The sequence below is a fragment of the Nostoc sp. JL23 genome (assembly GCF_017115065.1).
GTDB lineage: Bacteria > Cyanobacteriota > Cyanobacteriia > Cyanobacteriales > Nostocaceae > Nostoc > Nostoc punctiforme_A.
Genome location: NZ_JABXKN010000121.1, coordinates 13,804 through 31,257, shown reverse-complemented (window position 1 = coordinate 31,257; position 17,454 = coordinate 13,804). Strand labels below are relative to the sequence as shown.

16 protein-coding genes are annotated in these 17,454 nt (G+C 42.6%); 11 read left to right on the top strand and 5 right to left on the bottom strand.

Annotation, left to right across the window (positions count from 1 at the left end; translation table 11 throughout):
- The first annotated feature begins 442 nt into the window (after window positions 1-442).
- The 3 genes from HWQ42_RS23980 (at window position 443) to HWQ42_RS23970 (ending at window position 3,567) form a co-directional block, all read left to right on the top strand.
- Complete coding sequence (locus tag HWQ42_RS23980; RefSeq protein ID WP_292816704.1) at window positions 443-643, top strand: hypothetical protein; 201 nt, start codon at window positions 443-445, stop codon at window positions 641-643.
- Window positions 644-933: 290 nt separating this feature from the next.
- Window positions 934-1,656 (top strand): hypothetical protein, encoded by a 723-nt coding sequence (locus HWQ42_RS23975; protein WP_292816703.1) that lies wholly within the window; start codon window positions 934-936, stop codon window positions 1,654-1,656.
- Window positions 1,657-2,133: 477 nt separating this feature from the next.
- The gene (locus HWQ42_RS23970; RefSeq protein ID WP_292816701.1) at window positions 2,134-3,567 is read left to right on the top strand and encodes a VWA domain-containing protein; all 1,434 of its coding nucleotides are present in this window, start codon (window positions 2,134-2,136) and stop codon (window positions 3,565-3,567) included.
- Window positions 3,568-3,783: 216 nt separating this feature from the next.
- Here HWQ42_RS23970 and HWQ42_RS23965 read toward each other — a convergent pair whose 3' ends face one another.
- Window positions 3,784-4,860, bottom strand: a complete 1,077-nt coding sequence (locus HWQ42_RS23965) for an alpha/beta hydrolase (RefSeq protein ID WP_292816699.1) — start codon at window positions 4,858-4,860, stop codon at window positions 3,784-3,786.
- Between the two features lie 790 nt (window positions 4,861-5,650).
- Here HWQ42_RS23965 and HWQ42_RS23960 point away from each other — a divergent pair.
- Window positions 5,651-6,484, top strand: coding sequence for a hypothetical protein (locus HWQ42_RS23960; protein WP_292816698.1), 834 nt, complete (start codon window positions 5,651-5,653; stop codon window positions 6,482-6,484).
- A gap of 25 nt (window positions 6,485-6,509) precedes the next feature.
- On the top strand, window positions 6,510-7,148 hold the full coding sequence (locus HWQ42_RS23955; RefSeq protein ID WP_292816696.1) for a ThiF family adenylyltransferase: 639 nt from the start codon (window positions 6,510-6,512) through the stop codon (window positions 7,146-7,148).
- On the opposite strand, the gene HWQ42_RS23950 is transcribed toward HWQ42_RS23955, so the two are convergent.
- The 3 genes from HWQ42_RS23950 to HWQ42_RS23940 are packed head-to-tail and all read right to left on the bottom strand — an operon-like array spanning window position 7,108 to window position 9,228.
- Window positions 7,108-7,602 carry a hypothetical protein gene (locus HWQ42_RS23950; protein WP_292816694.1) on the bottom strand — a complete coding sequence of 165 codons (495 nt, stop codon included), beginning with the start codon at window positions 7,600-7,602 and terminating at the stop codon, window positions 7,108-7,110. The two genes, HWQ42_RS23955 and HWQ42_RS23950, sit on opposite strands and share 41 nt — an antisense overlap.
- A complete protein-coding gene (locus HWQ42_RS23945) occupies window positions 7,569-7,703 on the bottom strand; it encodes a hypothetical protein (RefSeq protein WP_292816692.1) in 135 nt (44 codons plus the stop codon). Before HWQ42_RS23945 ends, HWQ42_RS23950 begins: the two co-directional genes overlap by 34 nt.
- Before the next feature lie 22 nt (window positions 7,704-7,725).
- A complete protein-coding gene (locus tag HWQ42_RS23940; RefSeq protein WP_292816691.1) occupies window positions 7,726-9,228 on the bottom strand; it encodes an acyl--CoA ligase in 1,503 nt (500 codons plus the stop codon).
- A gap of 341 nt (window positions 9,229-9,569) precedes the next feature.
- On the opposite strand from HWQ42_RS23940, the gene HWQ42_RS23935 reads away from it, so the two are divergent.
- From HWQ42_RS23935 to HWQ42_RS23910, 6 genes are all read left to right on the top strand, one after another.
- Window positions 9,570-10,637: a glycosyltransferase family 4 protein gene (locus HWQ42_RS23935; protein ID WP_292816689.1), complete on the top strand. Its 1,068-nt coding sequence runs from the start codon at window positions 9,570-9,572 to the stop codon at window positions 10,635-10,637.
- A 213-nt stretch (window positions 10,638-10,850) separates the two neighbouring features.
- Complete coding sequence (locus HWQ42_RS23930; protein ID WP_292735618.1) at window positions 10,851-11,621, top strand: WecB/TagA/CpsF family glycosyltransferase; 771 nt, start codon at window positions 10,851-10,853, stop codon at window positions 11,619-11,621.
- A 124-nt stretch (window positions 11,622-11,745) separates the two neighbouring features.
- Window positions 11,746-13,590 (top strand): tetratricopeptide repeat protein, encoded by a 1,845-nt coding sequence (locus tag HWQ42_RS23925; RefSeq protein WP_292816687.1) that lies wholly within the window; start codon window positions 11,746-11,748, stop codon window positions 13,588-13,590.
- Window positions 13,587-13,766 (top strand): hypothetical protein, encoded by a 180-nt coding sequence (locus tag HWQ42_RS23920; RefSeq protein WP_292816686.1) that lies wholly within the window; start codon window positions 13,587-13,589, stop codon window positions 13,764-13,766. The genes HWQ42_RS23925 and HWQ42_RS23920 overlap by 4 nt, the downstream gene beginning before the upstream one ends.
- A gap of 407 nt (window positions 13,767-14,173) precedes the next feature.
- A complete protein-coding gene (locus HWQ42_RS23915) occupies window positions 14,174-14,953 on the top strand; it encodes a class II aldolase/adducin family protein (RefSeq protein WP_292816684.1) in 780 nt (259 codons plus the stop codon).
- A 127-nt stretch (window positions 14,954-15,080) separates the two neighbouring features.
- Complete coding sequence (locus tag HWQ42_RS23910; RefSeq protein ID WP_292816683.1) at window positions 15,081-16,181, top strand: LLM class flavin-dependent oxidoreductase; 1,101 nt, start codon at window positions 15,081-15,083, stop codon at window positions 16,179-16,181.
- Here HWQ42_RS23910 and HWQ42_RS23905 read toward each other — a convergent pair.
- Window positions 16,178-17,449, bottom strand: coding sequence for an MFS transporter (locus HWQ42_RS23905; protein ID WP_292816681.1), 1,272 nt, complete (start codon window positions 17,447-17,449; stop codon window positions 16,178-16,180). The genes HWQ42_RS23910 and HWQ42_RS23905 overlap by 4 nt on opposite strands.
- Window positions 17,450-17,454: the final 5 nt, after the last annotated feature.

The following is a 17,454-nucleotide window of genomic DNA, read 5'->3' as shown; positions in this document are numbered from 1 at the left end:
GCGGCTTGCCGCAGGCTACCACAGAGACACAGAGAACACAGAGGAATGAGAGAAGAGAGTTTTTTCGTCAGTTTTTTGAGTATTTTTTTCCATCCCGACACTTGACATTATGTAAATTATGTACTACATTTGTAGTATAAGAGAAAAGGCTCCTCAAAAGCATTGCAATAATGCTTTCCTTGGGTCTGTAGCTCTAACGGTAGAGTTCCCAGATGTCACTTGTGCCCTAACAGAAAAAGCTTACATACTAGCTCAATAGTAGAGCGATCGTCTCTAAAACGATAAGTTGCAGGTGCGATTCCTGCGGTGTAACCACAGCTTTTTCAACTCGCACGAGGTGTGAGTGTAACTCTCACAGGGAGGGTATCAGTTCAATCCCGATCAGATCCATTAATACGAATTCGTAATTCGTAATTCGTAATTACAACAGGAGGTGATTGGAATGGTTCATATTCGATTTGAAGGACGTTCTGTTGATGTCCCAAAAACCCAATTTGGAATTGCAGCAGGGATGAATGATGTGGCAGTAAAAAAGCGCATCGCTCGGCATTTAGATGTGAATAGCGATCGCCTTTCTGCTTACGTAATCGATCGCCGTCCTAGTGGCGATTTGATCGTCCGCCCTGAAGCGGTCTATGGTTAAATTTTATTCCGCGCCCTAACTTGTGAAGCCTACACACTATCCGGCAACGGATCGCAGGTACCCTGCGGGAACGCTACGCGAACGATTCCTGTCGCTCCCTTTAATGGGAGCGTAGCCAAATTGGTATAGGCAATTGTGAAAACTGCTTTGCTAACTTGTGCGGAATTTCAATTATTTAAATCGGATTTATCTATAACCTTTACTCAATACGGAGGTGAGTTCAATGATGTTAGCTAACTCATGTTTAATGACAACTCAATTAGTACAACTGCATTTGAACAACGTGAGATATGAGCGAACATCGTTTGAGCGAGATTGTGATTGAGCGTCCTCGCGGTGGGAGAAGAATTAGCCTCAAAAAGGTGACTGGCTTTAAGAAGCAATTATACAAAATCACCGAGGATGCAATTCAGGATGGATTGTTGAATCCCTACCTGATTAAACCAATAAATAAATCTAAGTATCTTTCAGACCATCTTGGCCCCCTGCGTCGGTTTTTGCGCTCAAAAGTCGGACAGCCTTGGAATGACGTTTACAGTCAACTGTGTCAACGACTAGATCCCAGTACAATGGCAGGAAAGCATGTTATCGATCATGTGTGGGACTATGTTGAACGGTATGTAGAAATAATTGATGGTGGTTTCTATAGCAAGCCTTATCGAGGGTATCGAATTCAGCTAGATACAAACTATCGCGATCGCTTCTATATCCATCCTGAAACTGGAATTCTTTGTGCATCTGAGAAAATACCTCGAAAGCAGAAGCAAAAGCAGGAACAAACTGATATTGTCATCATTGATAATTATCATCAATACCAGAAGCTAAACGAAATTTGGTATTTAATTACCTTTGAAGATTTGCCATCGCCACCCACTCATTATGTGACGGATGCTGTCAAAGGTATAATTCATCGTTCTGTGGCATATACAGGTCGAATGATTTACGCTGTTAAGAAACAGCAGTGTAATAAGAAAGAAATTCGATTTATTTTAAATCAACTTTCTAAAACCTAAAATTTTCACTTCGTGCCCTAACTGAAAAAGCTTACATACTAGCCGAATGGTAAGGCACTTGAGAGATCAAGCAACTACGGGTTCAAATCCCGTGTGTGAATCAACAGCTTTTTCGACTTGCACGAGGTGATTTTATTTTATTAATGATTGATGACAACTTCTCTTTCGCTCTTTTTTTCGTGTCTTTGTTGAGTTGCAAAAATTACTTTTTTTAAACGAACCGCCAAGGACGCATTCGCGCAGCGTCTCGTTAGAAAAGGACGCGAAGTTGAAGAAAAAGACAGAGAATTTCACATACTAATCAGGACTGTTACATAGAAATTCAAATTTATCGGCAGTTGTTGCCGCGCCCCGATCGCAGAAGCTTACATAACTCTGCACAAGTTATACACAATGCTTCTACAACTTGCGCGGTGACTCGATCGCCCCGCGTGCAACATCTGCCTCCTCATCCATCACAACTAGAGGAGGTTCATAATGAAAACCGCAGAACGTGACCTGCGTTTGGAAATGCTCAACAGTTTGCTCACAACTCCTCACCGCAAACTTGAGCAAGTCGCAGAAATTCATCAGTTAATTATTGAACTCGATCCCATCTTCTACGGACACCTGGCAGTTTGGTATCAGTGTCATGGTGATGTCCGCGATCACAAAGAGGTGTTTGTTGCTCATTTGTTAACCAGCAATTTGACTGAACACCGAGATGCTGGATTTATGATGCTGCAAGAGTTTCCACCCTATCAGGTAGCTCGTGTGGTGGACTTTATGAAGCAGCAGCAGAATAAACTACCTCGTTCCGCTCGGACTGCGGTACGACGTTACTTGAAAACACGAGAGAGCAATTCGGCTCTTTTTGATCGCGCTGCTCTGCGAGGTCGTAAAGCAATGAAGCACTTATATGCTTCGCTGCACATCAAGCCAAATGAGCGGGCAAATGCGATTCTATTCCGCGATAGTCCTCCAGAGGGTTCCTTAGCAAATGTGCTGAAGCAGCTTGCTAAGGCAGAAAATGCCGCAGAACAGGCACGGCTGATTGTGGAGTTCAAAATTCCCTACACGATCGCAATTGGTGCGATCAAGCAACTTACACCAGTTGTCTTAGTGGCGTTAATCAACAGCATGTCTCCTCAAGAAGCGATCAACAACCTCAAGTCTCTCCAGACTAGAGGTGCAATGGATCACCCACAAGTGAAGAAGCTGATTGATTCCAAGCTGGAAGAAGCTTCTAAGAGTGGGCGTGTTTCAGCATTCAAAGCACAGATTGCCACAGACGCAGGAGATTTTGACGCAGACACCATTGCCCAACTGGAAAAGGTGACAAATGAGCAGGTGAAACGGCGTGGTGCGATCGCTCGTCCAACTGCTTTATTAGTGGACAAGTCTGGTTCAATGGAAAATGCGATCGCGACGGGTTTGCAACTCGCTGCCCTAATCTCTGGTATCACTAAGGCAGAACTGTTTGTCTATGCCTTTGACACCATTCCTTACGCTGTTACAGCAAAGGGCAAAGAGTTGACCGACTGGGAGCGTGCCTTCCAGCACATTAATGCAGGCGGTGGTACTAGCATCGGCTGTGCATTGGAAGCAATGCGGAAGAAGAAGCAGGTAGTTGACCAGATAATTCTGGTGACGGACGAGGGCGAAAATGCTGCTCCTTACTTCGGTGAAGTCTACAAGAACTACTGCCGGGAGTTGGCGATAATGCCCAATGTGGTGATTGTCCGTGTGGGTACTCATTACAACTGGGTGGAGAGTCAACTGAAGCAGCAGCAAGCACCTGTAGATACGTTCACTTTCGCGGGTGACTACTACAGTTTGCCGAACATCGTCCCACTCCTGACGCGCCCCTCTCGTCTGGATTTGCTGATGGAGATTTTGGATATGCCGTTGCCTGTGCGATCGGATAAGTGAGTTTTAAAGTATAGCAATGTTTATTATTACAAATAGTAAGCAATGCTTACTATTTGTAAATTTTAATCAGACTGTCAGTACATCAAAAAGTTTTTCTCAAAATAAAGGTTGCTACTAGAGTTTCACATTGTTGCAGCAACGTTCCATCTGTGCTTGGCAAAGTAAATAGTAGCCAGTTTACCAATACCATTGGATGTTCCAGTAAAGAGGACTGTTTTAGGGATTGATTTTAAAATGACGTTTTGATTCGTTTATTCTTTTTCGTAGTTGAGTAATCGTAAAATAACTAAACAATATCCCTAAAGGTGCAACAGTCGATGCCGATTCAGGAACACGTTTACTCTCTACTGTCACATTGGAGTCAGCAGCATCACCTGTGTAATAAACGTAATTAAAAGCGTCTTTATCATTAAGAATACTTGCACGTAAAAACAAACCACTCCACCGGGCAATTGTTTCAATAGCTACATCTTGATTAAGTGTAGAATTTATCGGGTCAGGAATTGCACCAGCAGGATTATTTGTATTTGTGATACTAAAATGATTGGCACCTTTGATATTAATCAGTGCAGCGGGTGGGTTTTTAATTTTGTCATAAGTTAAACTAGCCCGGAAAGGCAGCGCTCTGCCATCACGATCCCCTTGCAGGAGTGCAACTGGTATTCCATCATTGTTAATAGGAAGATAAACATCATTCTCATTGCGAAGACCACCACCATAGAATGCTCCTGCTACAATTTGTTTAGGTCGTGAGAAAGAACCCGGACAAAGTATTGGTGTTACGCATAAATTTCCAATTGCAGATAATCCTACGGCGCTGCCTAACGAATGACCCAATAATCCTACTTTCTCTGTATCCAGCAAGCCTACAATAGGTGAACTAACATTCTTATTTTCAATTACAATTTGTTGTAAAGCTGTATCAATTTGGCTAGTTTGGGTTAATAGTGCTTCGCCAAATATTGGAGCTATACGCTTACTGTTTGGCACCACTACTACAAATCCATAGCGTGCAACTTGTTGAGCATAATTAGAGTAATTTGATTTGTCAACTAGTGCGCCTTGTAGTAATAGTGCTACTGGAAAGGAATAATTACTGGTTTTTAAGTCTGTTGGATTAGGATAATAAATATCAGCTAGATTATTATCTCCCGTAATAGTAGTAGTGTAGCTAGCAACGTTGTCAAACACAGGTGTCGGATTAAAAGAAGAAGCAGACACTATTTCATTAATACCCAATACAAGTAACGATGTGCTTGTACAAAATACTGACAAAGCTTTGATATTCAACAAAATAGCTACTCCATTTATAAGCAACAAAATGTATTTATTCTAATACTTCTATTTAAACTACCATAGTATTTGTAACCTTAGTTTTTTTCCTGTAGGTGGATGCTAATGCTAGGTGTAAACCAAGAGGTTTTGGAAACTCAAACCTTTCCTTTAGCAATCATTAAAATAACGTTCATGCCATTACTGCACTGCGATCGCTGTAGATTTTTAGTAAGGCAACCTGTACTATTATGTATCGATTAGTTACAGTGAGAATAGTTGTATTTAGTTATGCATACCGAGTGCGATCGCCTATATGAAGGATGCTTCCCTACCATTGCCCTTACGTATAGCAGGTGCAAAAGAGCGATCGCTAACGCAGTAGATAATTCAATCATCTTCATCTAGCTTTACCTCTTGTCTTGTAATCGGGAAAGTAGCGATTCGTTGTAGTATATTGTATTATAGTAATATCTTGCGTGCCCCAACTCTTGGAGCCTACATACTAGTACGAGAGGAAAAGTAACACTGTCAAATACAGTGGGCGTGTGTGAACGGGGAGTACGAAGAACCTGGGAGGTAGGCTTAAAAGTAGCCATCCTTGAAAGAGTGTGTAACAACTCACCAGCGGAGTCCCTCTAGTAACTGAGAACACGTAATGCTCCACCAACTTGCACGCAGAATTTGATTAATTCGTAATGGGCTACGCCCCGCTACGCTAACGTAATTCGTAATTCGTAATTCGTAATTAAGAAAATCAGATTTTATAGGGTTGCATTGGTAGCCTTATTTTTGAAAATTGATATTAGTTATGACTAAAATATTTAAGCTAATCAACCAAATTGCGATTGCAGAAGCACAGTTACATACCACCCAATTCCTTGCACCCTGTGTCAAAGGTGGACGAGTTCGCACAAGGGTAGCTACGATGGTTTACACCTTCACGCCAAAGCCTAGTAAATTTCAAGGTTGGGGCATCTTTCAGCCTGTGAATGAGAAAACAGCAACGGTTATAGAAGAAGCAGACTTACCCCAAATTGCAGAATATCTGCAACACTTTCCCCAAATACGGCTGCGGTTAGCATACCAACTGCAAAAACACACTTGGTTAGCATACCCTGTAAATGAAGTAGATATGCGTCAACGGTTAAAGGTAGTTAAGCCGATCGCAGTGCATCTAGTAACTGAGGGTATAGCCTTTGAGCAAATCATTGCCCGATGGAATGGGCATTCTTGCTGGTTCGAGGAAGTAGATCGTCGTACCGATCCGGCAATTTCTGAAACTCTGCAATCTGCCGTCAAGCAACTCATTCCTGCTGAAGAATTACAGTTTAAAGGCATTACTCCAGAAATCCGCACAGTGTATGAATTAGCAACTCGGCGCATTGAGGGATTTACTCAACCCCAACAGGATGAAAAGCGATTGAGAAAGGCTTTGCAAATGGGTGGCGGTGAATTAAATCAATTCCACGATCGCAGCGATTACTGGACAGTCGATTGGACAACAGCTGATGGTGTTCGCCATAGTAGTGCGATCGCTAAAACTGACTTGACAGTTGTCAGTTCTGGCATTTGTCTGAGTGGACGCGATCGCGATTTTGACTTGCAATCCTTAGTAGGTGTAATGGAACACCAAGAGTATTAATTACGAATTAGAATTACGAATTATTATGAGTATCTTTTTTCATGAACAGCTTTACCGCACCAATGCTGTGATGACAAAGTTGAAGAACTATTCTGTAACAATTTGTGGGGCTGGAGCATTAGGAGCTAACATAGCTGAAAACTTAGCTCGGTCTGGTTTTGATAAACTTACAGTGATAGATCGCGATCGCATTGAGGAGCGTAACCTTTCGACTCAGCCTTACTACCGTTCTGATGTGGGAGCGTTCAAGGCGAAGATTTTGGCGAACAATTTATATCGAGCAATTGGTACTAAAGTTGATGCCAAAACAAAGGAATTGACACCAGCAAATACAAATCAATTACTTCAAGACAGCCAGCTAATTATCGATGTCTTTGACAATAGCGTGGCACGTCAAGCAGTGAAAGATTATGCTGAAAAATTAAGCGTACCCTGTCTTCATGCTGGACTATCAGCAGATTATGCAGAAGTGATTTGGAATGACGTTTATCGCGTTCCTTCCGAGGTTAATGATGATGTCTGTGATTATCCGTTGGCGCGAAATCTGGTGATGTTAACTGTGGCTGTGGCGTGTGAAGCGATCGTTTCATTCGTTGCCATAGCAGAACAGCGTAACTTCAGTATCACCCAGAAGGATCTGACTGTTCAATCTCTGTTTTTGTAGATTGCGTAGACCTTGTGATTTTGACGAGCAATTGACCATCAATCTGTCGAGAGCGTGTCAGAGAATGAAGTTGAGTTACCTGATAAACTGCACAACGCTGGCGATCGTGGATGTTGCACCGAGTCAATCTGCAACTTGTAGAACAAAGTAATGCCGCAACTCTTGGAGACGCTGCGCGAACGTTGATGGTTGAAAATTTAGTTTCAGGTGGAGAAGGGTGCTGGTGAAGTGAAATAATACCAATTTGAAAAAAGAATGCGACAAATAGACCATTTGTAGAGACGCGATTCATCGCGTCTTTACCCAAGGATGTGTTGCAATCATTAATTGAATTGGTATAAGTAGCGATCGCTCTCAAACTCGTTCCTACTTCTAACACTGCGCTGTTTCTACCAATATTTTTTGTCCGTATGGCGGTGATTATTTGCTGATCCGGTTCATAGACGAGCGCCACAAGGCCTGAACTGAAAGGAAGGTAGCGATCGCCATCTCCCAGTTGCTGACAGCTGCCGAAGTAAAAGTGCCAGCGTGTTCGCTGTGAGTGTGCCAGATCATTTAGTAAACTTCCGTTATCTCCCTACTCCCCTATATTGAGCAATTTCGCCATCGCCAACCGTTGCAGTTTACCGGTAGCACCACGAGGTAGTTGATCTAAAATGTGAACTTGTTTGGGAACTTTGAAGTCTGCCAGCATAGTTGCACAGTGAGCTAAAAGTTCTTTTTCGCCAGCTTCCGCTTTCAGAACCACAGCCGCGTGGATATCTTCTCCTAAAGATTTGTGGGGAACGGCAAAGGCTAAGGCTTCGGCGACGGCAGGATGGCGCAGCAAGACATTATCCACTTCTAAAGGAGAAATTTTTTCCCCACCCCGGTTAATCAATTCTTTAATTCGTCCAGTCAAGCGGAGGTAGCCCTCTGCATCCACTGCACCCTGATCTCCCGTGCGGAACCAACTCTTCACAAAAGCAGTGGCGTTAGCTTCTGGATTGTTTTCGTAGCCATCTATAACATTGGGTGCTTTTATCACCACCTCGCCCAAGCTTCCCTGAGATAATAGGTTGCCTTCAGAGTCCATAATGCCCACTTCCACACCGAAGCCATAACCTACAGTACCTGGTTTCCTGACTTTTGGCGGTATGGGATTGGTGGTCATTAAGTGAGATGCTTCAGTCATGCTGTAAGATTCCACCACAGGAGCATTCAGAGTTGCCTCTAACTGTTCAATGATAATTGGCGGCAAAGAAGCACTACTAGAGCGAATAAAACGAAAGCGGTTAGCTTTGACAATTTCTGGGTTGCGGCTAGCGCGTGCCAAAATTGTCTGGTGCATGGTTGGCGCTGCGGAGTACCAGGTGGGTTTGTAGGTATCTACCAGTTTCCAAAACTCCAAGGCATTAAAACCATTAGGACAAACTAATGTACCACCCGAAGCCAGAGTTGCCAGTAAACAGCCTACTAATCCGTGAACATGGAATAGGGGCATTAGGCAAAGTGTAGTATCAGCTGCTGTGAGTGAGTAAGCATTAATCAGGTTGCCAGATGAAGCGATTAAGTTGCGATGACGAATCGGCACACGCTTGGGACGACTGGTGGTACCGCTAGTGTGAAGAATCATCGCTATATCATCAGGGTTGGGGGCTGTGGGATTCGCGGATTCTGCTGGTTCTGAGCCTGTTTTGACTAATTCAAAGCTTAATGTACCATCAGTATTTATCTTGGCATTAATCAGCATCATATCGGGTGTGACACTAGCAATGGCTGCTTCTGGTTCCTCAGATAACGTAATCAGTGCTTTTGCTTGAGTATCTTGGTAGTAAAAGGCAAATTCTTCTTGTTTGTATTTGGGATTTAAGGGTGCAGCAGTGCCACATAAGGCAGCAGCCAAAAAGGTAATCGCCATTGGTGAACCATTAGTCATGGCAATGGCAATGCGTTCTCCCCGTTTCAATCCAAAGCTGTTGAGTTGAGATACCAGTCCAATAACATTCTCGCGTAATTGCTTATAGGTTAGCGATCGCCCTTCAGGTGCAACTAAGGCTGGATGATTGTCTTCCCCTACTAAAAGCTCAAATAAATTCATTAGTTTTTCTTACCTGTAAATACATGATTTAGCTTAAACAAAAAATTGTTACTTAGCTTTGAGTTATGAGAGAATGCTAGAATGCTGTTATTAACAACAATGTTTTAAATATTCTCATAACAATCCCTATGGCAGAATTTTGTTATGGAGATCATCCTGTAAAATCATAAAAGTGTACATTGAATAAATTTGTGGATCTGCGCTCAAATAAATAGAGTTATTAGAATTAATTCTCAAAATGCTCTTGGAGTAGGCATTTGGATATAAACTAGAAGAAATTCGTTCAATAGTTTATATAAAATAGCCTTGTACTAAATTCCCAAAACATATTAATAGCAATTATGAGTCCCATAAAAATTACTATGTTGGGCGAAAGCTTAGAGCGCCAAGGTGGAATAGTTTCTGTGGAAAAGCTCATTCTTGAAGAAACTACCTCTGATATTCAAATTAAACACATTACGACTTTACCGAATGGTTCTACTATCCATAAAGTGTTAGTGTTTTTGCAAGCAATAGGTGAGTTGTTTTGGAATTTATTAAACCAAAGAGCTGACCTAATACACATCCATGTTTCAGATAGAGGTAGCGCTTTCCGTCATTCAATCACTACTCTGATTGGTTGGCTATTTCAAAAACCAGTAATTATTCATACTCATAGTGCTGATTTTCATTTGTTTTACTCTAAACTACCTCAATTTCTTCAGCAGTGGCTAAGTTGGTCGTTTTGTAAATGTACCCGTTTTATTGTTTTATCAGATAGCTGGAAAAATTTTTACATTGAGAATCTTGGTTTGAAGCCAGAGCAAGTTATTGTTCTCCCTAACCCAGTCAAAATTCCTGCACAAATTCCACAGCGGATAGATTCTAAACAGATATTTTTCTTATTTTTAGGGCGCATTGGTGAGCGCAAAGGTGCTTTTGATTTAATTAAAGCATTTGCTTCTATGCCTGTTGCTCAACAAAGTCAAGCCAAGTTAGTTATAGCGGGGGATGGAGATGTAGAACAAGCTCGTAGTTTGCTCCCAACTCTAAATCTTATTGACTACATCACTATTCTTGATTGGGTAGATCAAGAAAAACGCGACCACCTTTTAACTAAAGCGGATGTCTTTGTGTTACCTTCCTACAACGAAGGTCTGCCTATGGCACTACTAGAGGCAATGAGTTGGGGTTTAGCAGTTATCACTACCGCAGTGGGAGGAATACCCGAAATAGTTACTCAAAACCAAAATGGTTTATTAGTTAATCCGGGGAATATTCAACAATTGTCAGAGGCAATGCAATCCTTAATTGCAGACGAAAATCTGAGAATATCTTTGGGAAATAATGCACGAGTCAGAGTTCAACACTTGGACATAAACAATTATCTTACATCTTTAAGATGCATTTATACAGCAGTTATCAATTGAGAGCCATCTTAAAATAGGTTTAAGTAGCTTACATTATGTATTAAGTACCAAGCTTCAAAACGACACAATTCATTCTGTATAAGGATAATAGGAGTTTAAAAAGTATTGATTTAATATTAGGAAAAATCAAGGAAACGGTAAAGGTATTATTCTTTTCTTGTTCAGATTATTCTAAAGTTGGTATACTGTCTAATAAGTGAGGGAGGAGCAGAAATGAAAACTTTTCCGGAAGTGAAATTGTTTGATACAAGATTCCATAAAGTTAAAGTACAAGAATTAGTTGATTATTTAGTAGAAGCAGCAAAAAGCCAAAGAAAGACAGTTGTAGGGCATGTGAACATCAGAGCAATGAATTTCGCTTATGAAAAGTCTTGGTATCGAGATTTTTTGAATAAGGCGGATTTAGTATTTTGTGACGGATTTGGTGTAGTAGTAGGAGCTAGATTCAACGGTTATTCAATGCAATCTGCACATCGAATGACAGCACCAGATTACATCGAAGATTTAGCATTAAAGTGTGAGAAAGAAAACCTTTCTTTATTTTTGTTAGCTGGAAAACCTGGCGTAGTAGATAAGGCAATTACTAAGTTAGGATCAATTGCGCCTAATTTACGCGTACAGGGACATCATGGTTATTTTGATAAATCAGGAAAAGAGAATGATTTGGTAATAAAAAAAATTAATAAATTTCAACCAGATATTTTATATATTGGTTTTGGTATGCCATTGCAGGAACGCTGGATTTTAGATAACTTCAATAAAATTGAAACTACTGTATTTTTACCTTTAGGTGCTTGTCTAGATTTTTATACTGACTCTATATATCGCGGGCCACGTTGGCTGACTGATAATGGTCTGGAGTGGTTAACACGCTTAATTACTGAACCTACTCGTCTAGCAGACCGTTATATTGTAGGCATTCCATTATTTTTTTATCGTGTAGTTAAACAGCGAATCACTCAAGGAATGATAACAAATCGCTAAATAAATTTTTTTTAAATTTCGCATTTGTTATGACCATGACTGTCAAAAAGTGGCCAATTGTTTCCCCTACCTCTGCTGTCAAGACTAGAATTAGAATTGATGTGACATTCTCCTAGTAGCCAAAGTGCCAGACTCTCTGCCATTAAGCGATCGCTATCTTGCCTTAATCGATGAAATTGTCGAAACCACCCTCAAGGGCAAAATTAGCTCTGTAGAACAAGTGTATCAAATGCTTCTTAAAGGAATTACTTCCGGTACAGGGGAAGTATTTGAGTTAGCTTTGAGCGATCGCCTGAATTCCCTCCAAAGCCAAGTAGATAGCGAAAAAGACGAACTCAAGAAAGCCAAGGCGACTCGCAGTTTGAGAGCCATTAAGACGATTCAAAGTCAATGGCAACGCTGGCAAGAGCAAAATAAAGCCACAGAAGCGATCGCCTCCGCAGCTACAGAAATCACCACAGCCACTGCTGCCGAGCGTCTAGCGACATTTATCCGGGTTACTGACCCAAATCAGAAGTATCCGCTAAATTTACAACAGTTACAGCAGTTATCAAAGGCATTGCAGCAATTTGCTCAGGCAGATTCTGATTTAGAACAATTTTCCGAAGGGATTACCCGTGGTTTAGCTTCTTGGCAGCGATTGCAAGACAACTTGCTCAGTTGGATGTACGAGCAAAAAGAATCTTTGGGATTTGGCGGCGTACCGGGAGAAAGTGGTCCTTGGGCAAGTTGGGCTAAACAACTCAATAGTGAGTTACCCAAAACACTACTTCGCACCTTAGCTAGGGAAGAATCTGCAATAGAGTTTACCGAGCGACAACGGGGAATCACCCTCAGAGATTGGGTGGAAATGGCATTGATTTTACAGTTCTTACAACGGGGACTAATTAACTGGTTTGACCAACAAGCTTACGATGTTAAAGCGGGGCCAAAGTTGTCCATTTCCACTTTTTTGACCTTTGCAGTGATTTGGAGTCAGTTAGCAAGTGGCTTTAGGAGCATTGGGACAGTATATAGCGATGCCTGTTCTCAAATCATGCTTCAGATTTTGCGAACCTTTGCCCAGCGTCCGTATTTTCCCTTTTATGGCGGGATTTTTGCCTCTTTTACTGGCACTTATTTACGAGATGCCCTAGATTATTTAGATGAACCGCTACGACGAGGCGAGGGAACCCAGGAAAAAGCGCGGATTTTGACACTTTTAGGCTATTCTCAGCGTGCTTTGGGACAATACCAGCGCTCAATTGATTTTCATCAGCAGGCGTTAGAGATAGCCAGGAATGCAGGCGATCGCACCTGTGAAATTGCCAATCTCAATCACCTCAGCCGTACCTACGTGCAACAACAAAATTATGCTGAGGCAATTAACTACAGTCAACGAGCATTAATACTAAGTCGGCAAGCAGGCGATAGGACAGGAGAAGCAAATGCGCTAGTAAATTTAGGTTACAGCGAAGTCATGCAAGCTCAGGAATTGGAAAACTTAGAACCCGAAACCTATGAAGCTGCAATTAATTATTTGGAACAAGGTTTAAAATTATCAGAAAAATTAGGCGATCTTCAAAGTAAAGCCTTATGTGTCAGCAGCTTAGGAATTGCCTATCTAGTAATTGGAGAACACCAAACCGCAATTAAATATCTTGAAGATGGCTTTAAAACAGCGCAAGTTTCCGGTGATTTGTATCTCCAAGGGCGGAACTTAGCTTATTTAGCAGAAGCCTATTATCATCTGCAAAATTCCGAAAAAACTGTTTATACAGGCTGCTTGGGAATGTATCTTTTAGAGCAAATTGCTTCTAATGAGTGGCGTCAAGCAGCAGGGTTACTGACAATTTTGCAGGGACAAATCGGAGTAGAAGCTTTCCAAAAGTTCTTACAGCAACATCGCCCGAAAATTATTGCGATTATTGGTGTGGATGGGTACGATCACATTCCACAATTGTTAGAAGAATATAAGGGAGATATGTGAGAAGGCAGGAGGCAGAAGCCAGGAGGCAGGAGGTAAACCCCATACAAAAAATATATTTTCTTCGTCCTGGTTCCTGTCCTTTGTTTTTATCTGGTAAAAACCGTGCGATCGCTCCACAGCTTAACAAATCGCAACAGTATCCTCAAGTATATTTTCTAGCAGAACTCCATATTTAGCTTGCTTATTTAAATGAATTGTGGTAGTTTCGTTGTAGATAAAACTACTGTAATTTGATTGACTTACCGTATTTTATTTGATAGTATCACTACTCTAGTTAGAAATTTGTTGTCACTAGGTAGTTTAAAAGCTGATATCAGGTAATTAGTAACGTATTTACGGTTATTAGCCAAAAGTTATTTGTAGCATTGTCCACTGGACATGATTGAACAATACGTATTTGCAGCGATAAAAGCTGCGTAGGCGCAGCCCGTCGTAGACATCGCTCACAGAGCCATAACCATAAATCCTTTGTTGTCTCGCTAGTTTAATGGTGAAGCGATGTCTATCGATAAACCTTGAGGCTTTTAGCAGCAGTGAGGCAGCACTGTAGGTCTACCCAATCCATACGTAGGAGTTGAAAATTATGGTGCAAACTTCTCTCGTCCGCCCCAGCAATCCCTTTCAGCCACCAACCTTCGTTTCCATTGAATCAGAGCGTCGCCATCGTCAAGAACGCTTGGCAGCAGCCTTTCGGGTATTTGCGCGTTTGGGTTTTGCTCAAGGATTGGCAGGACATATCACTGCCCGCGATCCCGAACTTACCGATCATTTTTGGGTAAATCCCTTTGGGATACATTTCAGTCGCATTCGGGTATCAGACCTGATACTAGTGAATAGTGAAGGTCAGGTAGTCCAAGGTGAAGGCAAAGTTAGTCAAGCAGCATTTGCCATTCACTCTCAAATCCACGAAGCCCGCCCTGATGTCATTGCAGCGGCTCATGCCCATTCCTTCTATGGCAAAACTTGGTCATCTTTAGGTCGATTGCTCGATCCGATTACCCAAGATTCCTGCGCTTTTTACCAAGATCATGCTCTATTTGATGATTTTACAGGCATTGTCTTAGAGACAAGCGAAGGAAAACGCATTGCTCACGCACTAGGCGATCGCAAAGCTGCGATTTTACGCAACCACGGAATATTGACCGTGGGACACAGTGTGGACGAAGCAGCTTGGTGGTACATCAGGTTAGAGGATACGGCTAAGGCGCAATTACTAGCAGAAGCCGTAGGAAAACCCATCCTGATTGACCACGACATCGCCTTAAAGATCCAACAACGCGGTGGTACTCACCAAGCAGGCTGGGGTGGATTCCAGTATTTATGGGACGAAATTACCCACGAGCAACCAGATTTGTTTGATTGATTAGGGAATGGGGCATTGGGCATTGGGCATTGGGCATTGGTCAATAATCAATAGTTCTTCTTCCCCTGCTTCCCCTGCCTCCCCTGCTCTCTACTCCCACTCCCCAACACTTTCAGGAGAATTAATTATGCCAATTGAATTTATTGGATTGATTCGGACAAAACCAACTTCGGAATTAAATAGTGCATCAGGTGGTCTGGGCGATGACATCATTGATACAGCTTATGTACGTGAATTTGCCAAAGCCCATGAAGAAGGAGGCTTTGACAAAGTATTGATTGGCTATAGTTCTAGTAGCCCTGATGGTTTGACTGTTGCTAGTTTCGCTGCTTCCGCAACCGAGCGATTGGGCTTTTTAATTGCTCATCGTCCGGGTTTTGTCGCACCGACTCTGGCAGCTCGCAAAGCAGCTACCCTTGACCATTTTACCAACGGTCGGATCGCAATACATATCATTACTGGTGGCAGTGATACCGATCAACAAAGAGATGGCGACTGGCTAGATCATGACAGCCGTTACCGTCGCACCGATGAATATTTAGAAATTGTTCGTCGCGTCTGGACAAGCGACACTCCCTTTGATTACGAAGGTGAATTTTACCGCATCAAAGCTGCTTTCTCTGCGCTCAAGCCGCTGCAAAAGCCCCACATCCCGCTTTACTTTGGTGGTGCATCTGGGCCAGCCGTACAGGTAGGAGCCAAACACAGTAATGTCTATGCCTTGTGGGGTGAGCCAATTGCCGCAGTTAAAGAACGAATTGCAGAGGTGCGTGCTGCCTTACCACCCGGTCGTTCCATTAGTTTCAGCGTCTCTCTGCGACCGATTCTTGGTGCTACAGAACAAGAGGCTTGGGAGAAAGCACATAACATTTTAGCGCGAATTCAAGAGTTGCGAGGAGGCGCAAAATTAGCTGCCCCAGCTAGACCCCAAGCCGTAGGATCGCAACGTCTGCTGGATTTTGCCGCCAAAAATGATATTTATGACAAGCGTCTATGGACACCGATCGCCGCAGCTACTGGTGCGGCAGGTAACACTACTGCTCTAGTGGGTACACCAGAACAAGTAGCAGAGGCTTTGGTTGATTATTACGATGCAGGTGTGACTACCTTGTTGATCCGGGGTTTTGATCCTTTAGAGGATGCGATCGCTTATGGGCGTAATGTCATTCCTTTAGTACGTGCAGAAGTCGCACGACGAGAACGGCAAACAGTTGGAGTCGGTGTTTAGCGATCGATCCAACGGCTCACTGCTGGCAGTTGCGTAGAGAACCATAGCGCACCTAAGGTACTCAGACTGCCACAGACAATCAAGGCATTAGTCGCACCAAAATTATGTGCCAAAGTTCCAGCCAACAGATTCCCAAAGGGCATCATACCCACCATTGCTAGGGCATAAAAACTCATCACCCGTCCGCGCTTATCTTCGGCAACTAGGGTTTGGATAATCATATTACTACTGGTAATCAGGAGGATGGAAAAGCAGCCTGTAAACACCAGTATGATTATGGATAATCCAACTTGACGCGATAGTGAGAAGGAAATCAGACTTATCCCAATCAAGACTTGAGCGACTACAATCAAACGTTCTAAGCCCGCAATCCCTCGCCTAACACTCAGATACAAACAAGCAAACAATGAGCCAATGGGCGCTGAGGTGCTGAGTTGAGCCATCGTAGTTGCATCCCCATTTAAAATCTTCGCGGCAAAGACGGGCATGAGCGCGACATGAGACATCCCGACTAAACCTTGTAATGCCAGTATTAATAAAATCGCTCTAATCGGCTGGAATTTGGAGACATATTCAAAGCCCTCCCGCAATTTCTGCAAAGTATCACTAAGGCTCGTCAGGGTCTGCATGGGTTTGACTTTCAGCCGCATCGCTAGCAGGGTAAAGATGGCAGGGATATAGCTGAGGGTATCGTAGAGAAAACAATATTTCACCCCTAGCGTCGCAATCAAAATCCCGCCCATAGCCGGTCCCAATACCAGCGAGGAACTTAACATCACTGAATTCAAGGCGATCGCATTACTCCAATCGGCGCGATCGTCTACGGTTTCGGTGACGATTGTATGACGCACGGGCATATCTAATCCCTTGAGGAAACCATTGAGAACGCTCAGTACCAATAGGATGGGAAACGTAATCCAATTTGTAAAGGTAAGAATCGTTAAAGTCAGGGAAACGCTAATTCCCAATATCTGCACCAGCATTAACAAGTCACGACGACTCCAGCGATCGGACAATACGCCCGAAAAGGGAATCACTAATAACGTCGGTAAAAATTGCACAAACCCTGAAATTCCCAACAACCAAGCCGATTGAGTCAATTCGTATACCAGCCAAGGAATAGTTAACTGCTGGGTCATAAATGTCCCAGACATTGATAGTAACTGTCCCCCAAAAAACAGCCGAAAGTTACGCCAGCGAAAGGCGGGTAAATGCTGGTAAATGATATTACTTACGCGATCGCCTAATTGTCTATTCCAAATTTTCATCAGGA